The sequence below is a fragment of the bacterium genome (genome assembly GCA_021158245.1).
In the GTDB taxonomy this organism is placed as follows: Bacteria; Zhuqueibacterota; QNDG01; order QNDG01; family QNDG01; genus QNDG01.
The window spans coordinates 62,232-75,555 of record JAGGVB010000058.1 but is presented as its reverse complement, the minus strand read 5'-3'; the positions used below and the strand labels follow the sequence as shown (position 1 = coordinate 75,555).

Genomic DNA, 13,324 nt, shown 5'->3' with positions numbered 1-13,324 from the left:
TATCTTCCCTAAATTAGCTTACTTATAACATCAAGTAAATTACTCTGATCAAAACTTCTTTTTACAATGTAGGCGTTAGCTCCTACTTCAATACCTCTCTCCCTGTCTTCCTTGGACTCAAGCCCTGTTACAAGAATCACAGGAGTGTCTGTTGTTGATCTGTTTTTCCTGATATTTGACACAAGTTCAAAACCGTTCATTCTCGGCATTTCCACATCAGAGACTACAAGGTCATACCTGCCGCTTCGCAAAGCTGAAAAAGCATCAGCACCGTCAACAGTTGCTTTAACAGAATATCCTGCTGATTCAAGAATATTTTTAAGCAGCGTTCGTGATGTTATTGAATCTTCTGCAATAAGTATAGACTTCTTTTCTTCCTGTTTTTTTTGCATTGATACCTCCTGCAGGGGGGAAGATATTACTTTTTCTGCGGATTTGATAATATCCGGGACATTAAGAATAGGCACCACCTTTCCCGATCCAAGAATCGTTGCTCCTGCAATATTTTTTACACGAATTATCTGTTTTCCGAGGCCTTTAACTAAAAACTCCTGTTCATTGACTACTGAATCCACTCCGAGTGCAACCATTTTATTTGCAGATCTGATTATAACAAACTGCAGCATATCTGATTGTGCTGCAGTTCCGACATCACGCCTCAACCCAAGCACATCGCTCAAGTGGATTAAAGAAATCATTTTATTGTGAATTGTTACTACTCTTTTATTCTCAACTGTTTTTATTTTTTTAACCGGCAGCCTCATTGCACGTTCCACATTTACAGTCGGCACAACAAAACTATTCCCTCCGGCCTCTATCAGGGTACCCCGAAAAGTAGCAAGTGTAACAGGTATCACAATACGAAAGCGTGTCCTTTTACCAGTCTCTGTCTCTAATTGAATCAAGCCGCCCAATTTTTCTACTTTTTCACGTACTATCGCAAGCCCGAGGCCTCTTCCTGAGATATCAGTAATTATCGGGCTGGTAGAGAGATCTGATTCAAAAATAAGAGAAATAGCTTCTTTCTCACTCAGATGCCTGGCTTCCTGCTCACTTATTATCCCTCTTTGAACAGCAGTTTTCTTAACTTTTTCAGGATTAATCCCTGCGCCGTCGTCTTCCACCACTATTTCAATTTTATCGCCTTCAATCTGAGAAATTGATATGGATATTATCCCCTGTTCCGGCTTCCCTGTTTTTTTTCTTTCCTCTGGTTTTTCAATACCATGATCAATACAGTTCCTTAAAAGATGGATGAGAGGGTCTTTTATCTCTTCAAGTATTCTTCTGTCAACTTCCGTAGTACTGCCGCGCATAACAAGCTCAACATCCTTATCCTGATCCCGGCTGATATCCCTGACCACTTTCGGAACCAACTTTAAAAGTGTTGAAAACGGCAGCATTAATATGGTTTTCATATCTTCGAGAAGATTGTCAATCATTCCGCTTAATTGACGGAAATTTATTTCTGCAAGTTTATAAACATAGTTAAGCTTGTCATCAACATCTCTCAATTGATGAAAATTCCAATTAAAAAACTCTGCTTCAGCTTCGCTCGAATTTTTATCTAGAATTTCCAATCTGCCTGACGGCCCTCTTCTTATTGAAGAATATACTTTTTCCCATTCCTTTCTCCAGATGTCCATTGTAATAAGGACCTCTTTGAGATCAGTTGTAACCTGCTCCGTCCCAAGCTTGGTAGAAACCATTTCTTCAACCTGAAGAAGGATAGAATCCATTCTTGACGTGGGGATACGTATTGTATCTGTGACAATTGGTTTGGTATCCACTCTTTTAACATTTTTTATGTCATCTTTTATTTCTGGTACATCTTCTTTTTTATGAGATTCAGTTACTTTTTTACTACCGGTTTCTTTCTTTTTAACAGTAACTGGTTTCCTTTTATTTGTTGCCTGCTTTTTAATATTTTTTTTGACTTCACTTTCTGATACAGTTTTCACGCTCATGTTTTCAATGCGCTCAAGTTTGTTGTAAATATTATTAATATCAGTAGAATCAGGAGAATCAACCGCATCTGATACAACATCAACAGCATCAAGCAGTACATCAAATATTTCTCTTGACGGATTAAGTTCCCCGCTTTTAAATAAAGCAAAAATACTTTCAAGAGCCTGGCATAAATGTTCTACTTTGATAAGATTTACAGCTCTTGCTGCACCTTTTAAACTGTGCGCTTCCCTGTAAATTATTTCTAAAATTTCAAGTCTGTCACCGTCTGATGCTTTCTCAAGATCTATAAGGCCTGAAGATATAATTTTCAGATGTTCTTCTGCCTCCACCTTAAACATAGATAAAAGCTCTTTAAGAAAGTCGTCATCGTTTTTCATCATTTCTCCTAATTACCAGCCTTTAGCAATTATATTTTTTTCTATGCGTTTTGCAGCAATATTCTTTCATGTATCTGGCTTATAAGCCTGACAAGCTCTGATTTATCGCCCAGCACCTTTCCTTCTTTGTCAACAGATTTTATCAGAAGCCCAAGCTGATTCTCTGCAATATCAAAAATTTCAAAAGTATCATCTGTCAGCATGGATTCCTTCTGCTTCAGCATTGAAAATATTTTCTCAAACTCCTGGCCGATTTCTTCGAGATCAGTTATTCCAACTGTCCTTGCAGCACCTTTCAGGCTGTGGGCTGCTCTGAATATAGTTTCCACAACTTCCTTGCGTTCAAGCCCTGTAACTCCCTGTTTAAGCTTCGAAACACCGGAAGATATCGTTTCAAGATGCTCCTGCGCTTCCATTCTGAACATCTCAAGAATCTGCTTAAAAAACTCCGGATCACTTATCTGCATAATTTCACCTGCACGTTATGATTAATAAAAACATCTCTATAATTTATATAATTTCACAATATCCATCAAAGTCTGTCCAAGATTGTAAAGATCCTGAGCAGCAGCTTCCACCTGTTTTGTTGCACTTACATTCTGATTACTGGCCTGTTTTATTGATTCCATTGCAGATACAACCTGATCCATGCCGACTGTCTGTTCCTGGCTGGATACTGCTATCTGGGTAGTGGCCTGTGCTGCTTCAGTAACGCTGTTAGCCAGTCTTTGAATTGTTTCACCGGATTTTGCCGATTGTTCCACTCCGGATTTAACGGCCTTTGTACCCTGCTCCGTCTTCATAACAGCTTCACTCGTAGATTTCTGAATTTCGTCAAGAATTGCTCTTATTCGGTTTGTAGCCTGTTTTGACTGCTCAGCAAGTGTTCTGACCTCTTGTGCTACAACAGCAAAACCCTTCCCTTGCTCTCCGGCTTTTACAGCTTCAATTGAAGCATTAACAGCCAATAATCTTGACTGCTCTGCCACGTCCTCAACAGTAGTAATAATACTGCTTATTGCCTGTCCATGTTCACTTAAACGCATAATACTTTCTGCAATAGATTCCATCTGCTCTTCAATCCTCTGCATCTCTTCAATTGTTTCCGCAACGGTTTTCTCACCTGCCTGTGAAATTTTTACAGACTTTTGAGCACTTTCCGACACATGCTTTGCTTTTTTGTTCGAATCAATTGCAGTCTGCCTGACCTCTTCAACAGTTGTATTTGTCTCTGTAGCAGCAGATGCTGTTTCTGCAGCTGCAGATGCAATCTGAGTTACAGATGTAGAAATCTGGCCGGCAGAAGAAGCAAGTGCATTAGATGCCTCCTTGATCTGTACAGCCATTTCCCTGAGGCTTATAACCATTCTCCTGAAAGTTCTAAGGAGTGAGCTCATTTCATCAGTTCCTTCGGTTTCCGGAATATCAATGGTCAATTGGCCGTCTGCAACCTGTTCTGCTACATTAACTACAATGTCAAGAGGTTCCATTACTGATTTTATTACAGCTATTGATAATACCATACTCATTGCAAGTCCAATAAAAATTATTAATCCTATTAAAATAATTAATAATCTGTTTTTGGACCCTATGCTGGAAAATGCCTGACTAACGTTTCTTTTTTCTCTAACAATATTTTTTTGAATTATTGAGTTGAGTGTATCATGCATGGGTTTTAATTTTTGTAAACTTCTATTAATTAGATTCTTACTGCTGCCTGATGATATTTTATCAACAACATCCAGAAAAGCACTGGAAAAACTATCATACTCATTTTTATCAGGCATTAGACTAAGTTTAATTACAGGATCAGATTCTGCCCTTGATAATTCCGCTATGAATTGCTGATGAATGATATCTGCCTGTTTTGCCAAAACTTTGTTTCGTGTCAAAGCAGCATGTTCAACAACACTATTCATTTCCTGAAGTATTGATTTAAGTTCGGAATTAAAAACCTGAACCGGTAGATATTCTGTGCGGATACTATTCAGGAGCTTATCATTTTGGGTTTTGATCAAGCCCGCTGTAATAAAAATCGTAAGCAGTATAATTCCTGCAAGAAAAGGGATGAAAAAGATTTTTGTCTTTAATTTCAGATTTCTTAACATAGTGTACTCCGTGCAAAGTTTATTTTATTAATATATTTTTATACTTCCGAGTTTATTATTAATCTTTTATCACCAAATATTTTGTCCACATCAAGGACAATTAATTTATCCTCGGTAATCCCGTGTATATAATTTCCTATAGTATCACTTGTGACCAATAAATTTGCTTTAAAATCAACATCCGAAATATTTCTTATACCCATTATTCTATCAGCCAGTATACCGAGTTCACTCTCTCCATTCTCAATTATAATCACTCTGTTAAGGTCAGTAATACCGCTGTCAGGCAGATTAAAAAGCTTTTTAATATCAACAATGGAAACAATCCTTCCCCGAATATTCGTAATTCCAAGTAAAAACGGTGGCGTGCCGGGCAGCGGAGTAAAATTTTTTAAAGGGTAAACCTCCTGTACAAAAGACGATTTAATTCCATACAACTCGTATGCAAGAATAAACTCGACAACTTCGAACTTATCCTTATCCTGCCATTCATCAGCCATCTCTTTTGCAAGAGCCTCTGCACGTTTTTTTAATACCGCCTTTTTATCAGGCATGTATATTATTTTACTCATGCTATTATTTTTTTCAATAGTAGAATTTTTACTTTCCTCGGTCATCCGGGATTCTCCGTATTTTTCATACTCTCTATCACATGAATCATTCTTCCTGCAGTAATTCCGTCAAATTCAGTCAACACATCATCTCTTTCTTTTAATCTGAGCAGCTTTTCAGCATTCTCAAAACATTTTTTTGCTTCTTTATCTTTACCGAGCTGATGCGAAATATTTCCGAGAATAAAATACGCTACAAAAGAGTCAGGCTCCAAATATATTACATTTTTCAAAGATTCTACAGCCTTATCCAGCTTCCCCATTTCCTGATAAATCTCTGCTTTCAGCTGATATAATTGAAAATCAAGTTTATTATGTTTAAGGCCCTTTTCAACCCAGTTCAGTGCATGCTTTAAATTACCGAGATTTGCACAACTGCGGGACAGAAGTAAATAAACCTGTACATTCTCAGATAAAACAGGATCATTGACTACTTTTTTCAGGATTTCAGTTGCAAGTTTATAGTTCCCTGCCTCAAATGCGTTAATTGCCTCTGTAAAATCATCTTCTTCTTCGGTTTCATTGTCCGTGGTAATAAATTTTGAAAAATCCGTAACAGTAACAGGATGTAATTCAGGGAGATCTGGTTCATCATGCGTAATTTCCGGTAATTCAAAAGGCGTTTTGGAAGTATCTTTACGATAAACAATCGCGCCGGGAAAATTGACAGTCTGAAATTGAGAAAACAGGATATGGGATGCTTCACTTGATCCTACAATCAGCCATCCGTTATCATTAAGCCCTTCATAAAATCTGTTAATAACCGACCTGACTTGTCCCTGAGAAAAATACATCAAAACATTTCGGCAAAGGATAAGATCAAAAGACTGTAAATTAATAAATGACGGGTTCTCGACACTAACGAGATTAAGATAACTAAAATTTACAAGCCGCTTTATCCCTGGAATTATCTCATAAACTCCGTCATCAATACGTGTAAAATACTTCTCTTTAATCCAGAAAGGAGTATTCCTGAATGACCATTCGCGATAAATTCCTTTTTGTGCCTTTTCAAGGAAATCTATATTTATATCAGTACCGAAAATCACAATTTTCCACGAATCAATATCAGGTATCATTCTGGTTAAAAGTATTGCAATTGAATAGGGTTCTTCTCCGCTGCAGCATCCTGCACTCCATATACAAATAGTTTTAGTGCCATTTCTCCGTGCCTGAATAATACCTGCAATAATATCTTTTTCAAGTGCCTGAAAGACTCTTGATTCACGGAAAAAATATGTCTCGCCAACTGTAAGATGGCGGGCAAGTATTTCTATCTGACGTTTTTTTAAAGGTGATGAAAGTAACCAGTTAATACACATTTCTACATCGGTGAATCCAAATTCTTCTGCAGATTCGCTTACACCGCGCAGCAGATCCAATCTCCTCTCCTTTGGAAAATGGAGTCCCATTTCGCTGTTAATAAATACGCTTAGCTGGTCAAGAAGAATATTTGGTACGCGGGATATCATTTTTTACTCGTTTTCTTTCCCTTTTTTGCTTTTTCGTTAACTTTTTTTAATGCCTTATCAATCTCCCTTTCCTCTCCGAGGCTGAGGAAAGATTCGATATCATGAATGAGAACAATGTCTCCTGCAATTTTCAATGCACCTGCTACATGCTTCATTCCCGGAAGTATTTCATCCTTAAGTATCTTCTTATTGTTTGCAATCTTTGTTATTTCGATAACATCATCAACTACCATAGCTACTATTCGTGTTGAAGTTTTAGTAATTATAAAATGATCCATCAGGTCTATATCTTTTCCCGGCATTCCAAACCTTTTCCTAATGTTTACAACAGGAATAACCTGGCCTTTTACATTTATTATACCCATCACAATACCAGGCCCTTCAGGGAGGTCTGTAACTTCCACAGACAGAGCTATTCTCTTTACAGATTTTATGTTGATTGCAAACTTTTTTTTATCCAGCACAAATATCAAATACTGATCTCTATCACTCATATATTAATCAATCTCCCATGTCCGTTATTGAGTTTTTGATAAAAGATCTTCAACAACTTCAATCACTTTGTGGACATCAAATGGTTTCGTAATATATACATCTGCACGGGTTTCCTGAGCAAGTTCAATTTCCTTACTGTCATCTTTTGCCGTTAGAAAAATTATCGGCACATTGCTCAGCGGTTTGTAGAATTTAATCAGCCGCGCAGCTGTAATTCCATCCATTCTAGGCATCACAACATCCATTATAATCAGGTCAGGGTTTGTTTTTTTGGCAATTTCCACTCCTTCAAGGCCATCCTCGGCAACGAGTGTTTCAAAGCCCTGGCGCTGCAGAAATTTTGAAAGAAGCATCCTCATGCCCATATCATCATCAATAATAAGGATTTTACCTGGCAATTTTTCCTCCTCTTACCTTATGCTGATCTTTTTTCACAATGAACAGTGAACTTTTCAAAAAGTAATGTTATATACTAAAATATGTACATTTTCCAGACACTTTTGTATTTCGGCAAAAGCCGTGCCATTACAAATAGCCTTCTAAAGTCGGGCTGAATATTCTCCATTTACAGCCTGTATCAGGCACTGTGCTTTTGTGAATTGACATATTTTCAGTGTATTATTCAGAAGCAGGAGAGAAAAAAGGAAATGCTCCCCACACCACAGCCTCTTTGCCCGCCAATCCGCCAATGGACTGACAGGGTTTCACGAATTAATAAAATTTATTTTTATGCTTTTTTATTAGTGTCATTCGTGTAATTCGTGGATAAAATTTATATCCCGCTGAAGCCGAATCGAAATGACCCATTTTTTTTGCTCAATGATAGCTATTTATTACTTAAGAAAAGCTTTTGCCTCTTTTTTCATCTTCTTCCAGTCAAACTTTTTAACAAGGCCCAAACCTTCTCTCTCTTTTAATCCATCGTAATTAAACGCAAATATTGCACCGGAATTACTTTTATTTTTTATCAGAGTAACAATAAAAGTACCCTGCTTTTTTCTTTTATCATAAACAGAAACAACCTTAAATCCTCTGATTGTATAATTACTAATTTTGTAGTTGGGCTTATGTTTTATATCAGGCTCCATTTTCTGTAAGGCCTCTTCCTTGCTTGTTATCAAAACTGTTGTATGAATTTTTTTATCTTTCAACGTATAAATGCGGTATGCATTTGCCATTTTCATGCTGCCGAGGCTGACAGCCATGCCATTAGCTTTTTTTGCATTCCAGCCTTTCAGATCAATTAGCATACCTTTTAAATTATCTGCAGTCTGGGCATTAACAGTTGTAATAATGCATAATAATGACAATGCTATAAAAAATATAATAAATATCTTTTTAGTATTCATCTTTATTCGTCCTCCATTTTATTCAATATAGACTCCGATTGATACTATTTACAATTTAATTGGAAAAATTGCAATATATTTTTTATAATAGAAAAAATATTTATAACTATATAAAGAATGCGGTTCAAAAACCGCACTCTTTATTCCAATTAGAACATATCTTACAATGAATAATAATTATAATTATAGAGAAATCGATAAATATTACTATTTATCAGGATCTTCTCCGTCTTTAATCCATGATATCCCTACTTCTTCCCAGTTCGGTGTACTGGATGCATCAATATAGCGCTCCCAGTCATAAATACCAGTCTCTTTAGCAAGACGCCGAAACTGCAATTTTAATATTGTGCTGTTTATAATAACCACAGACCTGACCATCCCCTTCTCTTTGTACAGTTTCTGTCCTGCTTTTAAAACTTCCTGGGCATCTGCAGGGAGTGGTTTCATATTGCTCATATCCACAAAAACACCAAACTCACTCGGTGCAGATAGAAGCTTCTGTTTTGATTCATCATGCCACCTCTGCATCTCTTCAGCCTTCATAAAATCACTAAAAATAATTTAGTACCCCCACTCTTTTTTTTCAATCTTGAACATATTTACCTCCTATAGTTGCATATTCAACTGCCTCTGCAGCACGTCCTGACTACTATTTTAAACAGTAACCGGTGATTTTTTACCCTATAACAGCCAAATTAATTCCAGTATTAATTAATTATTTAACATAATAATTATTTTTTATCTTAACCATATCTAATTGATTTATATATAGTTATCAATCATCACATATAAAGTGTTAATAAATTTTTATCAAAGAACCATCTAACTACATAACCAATTAAGGCAATTAACGTACCAATATTGTATTTTTAATGAATAGCATCAATCAACGCTGCTTTTGCCATGAATATCTGTGCATTTTCCCGTACAAACACAGCCTCTATCAGTTAACTCTCTATAATTACAGGATTTACTATCATATTATATAAATTTTATCGTTTTAATTAAAGAAATTGCTTGCATTATCAATTATCATTTTGTATATTATTCTTAATAATTCATAGTACGTAGCTGTTTTCTTGTTTTCGTTTTATTTGTAGGACGTGTAAAAACATCGATAAGACCAAAAATAAATTCGTGGATGACAGTCAAGCACTGTTAACACGATTTTTTTTTGCAGAAGACAGAAACGTACGAAACACATATTTAAATGAAGGATAGTTTTCATGGAAAAAGGTACTGTCAAATGGTTCAATGGCTCTAAGGGCTATGGGTTCATCTCCAGAGAAGAAGGGGATGATGTTTTTGTACATTACAAAGCGATTGAAGGTGATGGTTACAAATCACTGGACGAAGGCGACGAGGTTATGTTTGAGATAGGACAGGGTCCTAAAGGATTACAGGCTATTAAGGTATCAAAAGTATAAATCTTGCTGACAGAGTTCGCAAAAGCCCTGGTTAGAAATAATCGGGGCTTTTGCAATTTACGAAGTGTAATTAAATTTATTAACAAACAAATCGTGTTAAATTATCTCAAAAAATTATGCAATAATTTATAAAAACAGCCCGAAGCAGATTCCAGCTCAGGGCTGTTATAGATGATAATTAAAAATCATTAGCAGTATAATCCGGGAAGTAAGGGATAAACATTGATATCGGATGCTACACTAAAAATATACGATTTTCCCCTTTAAACACAACAAATATTTTAATTTTTACAGAAAATGCTTGCATCAATGCATTTCATTCTTTATTATATTCAAATTCGATTAGATAGAGGTGCCTGTTTTATCAGTACCTTTCGGGGATGCCCGCGGAGGCAATTTTCCCGGAAAAGAAAGGAAAGCAGGCCGAGACAGACAAATATCCGCAAGTTTGTTTGTCGGCCCGGTTCGTGAACAACAGCCGGTCTGTCACGGAACAGTCCGTGGAGCGCTATTTAATCATTCCGGGACTTTAAAAATATCCAGGGCTGATTGAATACTTCTGCGGATTCAATCAGCTTTTTTATTTGTATAAAGGAAAATTATATGATAGTGATGAAGTTCGGAGGTACCTCTCTTAAAGATGCAGAAGCTGTCCAGAGAGCAACAAACATAATAAAATCAAGGAAACAGGAAAATCCCATAATAGTTGTTTCTGCAATGAGCGGAGTAACAGACAATCTTTTAAGGCTATGTAAAAAAAATACTAATAAAAACGAGATAATATCTGACATTAAAAAACGCCACATAATGACAGGAGAGCTTCTGTTTTTGCATGATTCTGAATGGGAAGAGTGCTTATTATTCGCTTTCTCATTTTTAGAAGAGATAGTATCTTCGGAAGCACAATGCACTCCTGAGATATCAGATTCAATTGTCAGCACAGGAGAGTTTCTGTCTGCAAATCTTCTATCTGCAAATCTGAGGAAAAGCGGTATAAATTCACAAATGGCAGACGCCCGGGATATTCTTCTTACAGACAGTTCTTTCGGCTGTGCAAAACCTGACTTGACATCCTCATTTGTACGAATTAAGAAGTATCTCATCCCTCTCACCGACAAAGGAATAATACCTGTTATTCAGGGATTTGTAGGAAGTGACAATTCTGGCAGAACTACAACTCTGGGACGGGGAGGCTCTGACTACTCAGCAACTATATTCGGTGCGCTTCTCGAAGCAGACAGAGTGGAGATATGGTCAGATGTTGACGGTGTGCTTACTGCTGACCCTTCAATTATATCCGAGGCAAGAAGGATAAAACAGATGACTTTTAACGAAGCTGCGGAACTTGCATATTTCGGAGCAAAAGTTCTTCATCCTGCAACGCTTATTCCGGCCATTGAAAAAAATATCCCGGTAGTAGTTCTTAATTCCATGCATCCGTCGGAACAGGGTACTCTCATAACCTTTGACCAAAGTGTACCTTCTGAACCAGGACTTGTTAAATCAATTGCCTACAAAGAGGGAATAACTGTAATTACAGTGACTTCCACAAGAATGCTGATGGCTTATGGATTTATGTCTGCGATATTTAAAGTTTTTGATAAATTTGAAACACCTGTAGACCTTGTAACAACGTCAGAAGTAAGTGTCTCAATTACAATTTACAAAACGGAACATCTTCATGAGATAATCATGGAACTTAAGGAATTTGCAAAAGTTGAATTTCAGCAGAATAAAGCTATTGTCTGTGTGGTAGGCAGCACTTTAAAAAATGACCCTTCAATAATGGGAAGAATATTCCATCTGTTCAATGATGTACCTATTCATATGGTTTCACAGGGAGCTTCTGAAATAAATATCAGTTTTGTAATTGATGAGCAGGATATAAAACATGTTGTTTCAACCCTGCATGAATATTTTTTTGAACGTACGTTAAATACAAAAATGTTTATTAATGTGGAACATGGAGCTTAATGTGGCCGATTTAAATATTAATACTGATTTTTTGCCAAAAGATAAACTCTTTCCTGAAGGAAATATAACAAGCAGAGACATTCTTAACGCGGCAGGAATGTGCGAAACTCCCTTTTACTTTTATGATGGTAGTATGATTGAGAGGCAGTGCAGTACATTAACGGGAATGCCGAACGCATTTGGAATAAATGTGAGATACGCTATCAAAGCAAATCCGTCAAGGGCTGTACTTGAACTCATAAAAAAACAGGGCATGATGTTTGACGCAGGCTCTTTAAACGAAGCTGCAAGAGCCTGTATTGCAGGGATATCTTTTAATAAAATCCTTCTTACAAGCCAGGATGTCCCGCATGGAGAAGATCTTATCCTTCTTCAAAATATGATGAAAAAAGGGCTTAAATACACCGTGTGCTCTTTTCTCCAGCTTAAAAACATCGCATCATTTGTAATTAAGAACAAAATTGATCTTTCCATAAGGATTCACCCTGGACAGGGTTCAGGAGCATCTGCCACAAGAAACACAGGTGATCATTATGCAAGTTTTGGAGTACAGGAGTCGGAACTTCCCAAAGTTCTCTCCTTTGCAGAGGAAAACAATATTAAATTCACCCGCATCCATGTGCATATAGGATCAGGAAGCAATCCTGAAGACTGGAAGAAAAATGTTAACAAAACTCTGAGCACTGTTGAAAGATTTTTCCCTGACGTCCGAATAATAAATCTCGGAGGAGGGTTCAAAGTTGCACGCATGCCTGACGAAACCGCCGCAGACACGACAGAGCTGGGAGAATATACAAAAGAGAAATTTATAAATTTTTACAGGCAGACAGGAAGAAAAATAATTCTTGAGATTGAACCGGGTACATATGCTGTTGCAAACAGCGGTTATCTTGTAACTTCAGTAATTGACATAAAACCAAATAAAGACGAGACCTTCTGGTTCTTTCTTCTGAACGGAGGAATGGAATCAAATCCGCGCCCGCTTATGTACGGCGCCAGACATCCATTTTATATTGTAGCAAAACATGGAAATCTGCTGTGGTCCGATTATATGAGTTCTGCTAACAGCTCTGTTCCAGGTGTAATTGTAGGCAGATGCTGTGAAACAGGCGATTCACAATGTTTAAATGAAGACGGTACAGTTGCTCCCCGTGCAATGGTAAAACCTGAGACAGGGGATTATATTATAATAGGCGGCACAGGGGCTTACAGCTCATCCCTTGCACCGTTTAACTACAACTCCTATCTTCAGGCAGCAGAGCTTATGCTTACTTCAGAAGGAGAAATAAAAATAATCAGAAAGCCCCAATCTCTTGAGCAATTGCTTATTAATGAATCAGGGCTTGAAGGTTAAAACTATTGGTTCTTCCGGGAAAGAGTTGGAAATTATAAAGTTCATAAAGTTATAAAGTTCATAAAGTTATAAAGTTCATAAAGTTTGTAAAGTTCATAAAGTTTGTAGATTCAATAACTGACCTTTTTTTGCCGGCATCTGAGAATTCCCTTTAAAAAATGTCAAAAAACGGACGCCCAGGCC

Annotated in this window: 12 protein-coding genes; 3 read left to right on the top strand and 9 right to left on the bottom strand. The window is 37.0% G+C overall.

What is annotated here, in order from left to right:
- Nucleotides 1–8: 8 nt before the first annotated feature.
- From J7K93_03365 to J7K93_03325, 9 genes are all read right to left on the bottom strand, one after another.
- The gene (locus tag J7K93_03365; GenBank protein ID MCD6116032.1) at nt 9–2,351 is read right to left on the bottom strand and encodes a hybrid sensor histidine kinase/response regulator; all 2,343 of its coding nucleotides are present in this window, start codon (nt 2,349–2,351) and stop codon (nt 9–11) included.
- 38 nt (nt 2,352–2,389) lie between these two features.
- Complete coding sequence (locus J7K93_03360; protein MCD6116031.1) at nt 2,390–2,815, bottom strand: Hpt domain-containing protein; 426 nt, start codon at nt 2,813–2,815, stop codon at nt 2,390–2,392.
- Nucleotides 2,816–2,851: 36 nt separating this feature from the next.
- The gene (locus J7K93_03355) at nt 2,852–4,456 is read right to left on the bottom strand and encodes a methyl-accepting chemotaxis protein (GenBank protein MCD6116030.1); all 1,605 of its coding nucleotides are present in this window, start codon (nt 4,454–4,456) and stop codon (nt 2,852–2,854) included.
- Between the two features lie 38 nt (nt 4,457–4,494).
- Nucleotides 4,495–5,073, bottom strand: a complete 579-nt coding sequence (locus tag J7K93_03350; GenBank protein MCD6116029.1) for a chemotaxis protein CheW — start codon at nt 5,071–5,073, stop codon at nt 4,495–4,497.
- Nucleotides 5,070–6,539 carry a chemotaxis protein CheR gene (locus tag J7K93_03345; GenBank protein ID MCD6116028.1) on the bottom strand — a complete coding sequence of 490 codons (1,470 nt, stop codon included), beginning with the start codon at nt 6,537–6,539 and terminating at the stop codon, nt 5,070–5,072. The genes J7K93_03350 and J7K93_03345 overlap by 4 nt, the downstream gene beginning before the upstream one ends.
- Complete coding sequence (locus tag J7K93_03340) at nt 6,536–7,033, bottom strand: purine-binding chemotaxis protein CheW (GenBank protein MCD6116027.1); 498 nt, start codon at nt 7,031–7,033, stop codon at nt 6,536–6,538. The genes J7K93_03345 and J7K93_03340 overlap by 4 nt, the downstream gene beginning before the upstream one ends.
- 24 nt (nt 7,034–7,057) lie before the next feature.
- Nucleotides 7,058–7,432 (bottom strand): response regulator, encoded by a 375-nt coding sequence (locus J7K93_03335; protein ID MCD6116026.1) that lies wholly within the window; start codon nt 7,430–7,432, stop codon nt 7,058–7,060.
- Between the two features lie 435 nt (nt 7,433–7,867).
- The gene (locus tag J7K93_03330) at nt 7,868–8,383 is read right to left on the bottom strand and encodes a hypothetical protein (GenBank protein ID MCD6116025.1); all 516 of its coding nucleotides are present in this window, start codon (nt 8,381–8,383) and stop codon (nt 7,868–7,870) included.
- Between the two features lie 207 nt (nt 8,384–8,590).
- The gene (locus tag J7K93_03325; protein ID MCD6116024.1) at nt 8,591–8,929 is read right to left on the bottom strand and encodes a hypothetical protein; all 339 of its coding nucleotides are present in this window, start codon (nt 8,927–8,929) and stop codon (nt 8,591–8,593) included.
- A gap of 683 nt (nt 8,930–9,612) precedes the next feature.
- On the opposite strand from J7K93_03325, the gene J7K93_03320 reads away from it, so the two are divergent.
- The 3 genes from J7K93_03320 to J7K93_03310 all read left to right on the top strand — a co-directional run bounded on the left by J7K93_03320 (nt 9,613) and on the right by J7K93_03310 (nt 13,141).
- Nucleotides 9,613–9,813: a cold shock domain-containing protein gene (locus J7K93_03320; GenBank protein MCD6116023.1), complete on the top strand. Its 201-nt coding sequence runs from the start codon at nt 9,613–9,615 to the stop codon at nt 9,811–9,813.
- Nucleotides 9,814–10,416: 603 nt separating this feature from the next.
- The gene (gene lysC / locus J7K93_03315; GenBank protein MCD6116022.1) at nt 10,417–11,787 is read left to right on the top strand and encodes a lysine-sensitive aspartokinase 3; all 1,371 of its coding nucleotides are present in this window, start codon (nt 10,417–10,419) and stop codon (nt 11,785–11,787) included.
- A 1-nt stretch (nt 11,788) separates the two neighbouring features.
- Nucleotides 11,789–13,141: a diaminopimelate decarboxylase gene (locus J7K93_03310; GenBank protein ID MCD6116021.1), complete on the top strand. Its 1,353-nt coding sequence runs from the start codon at nt 11,789–11,791 to the stop codon at nt 13,139–13,141.
- Nucleotides 13,142–13,324: the final 183 nt, after the last annotated feature.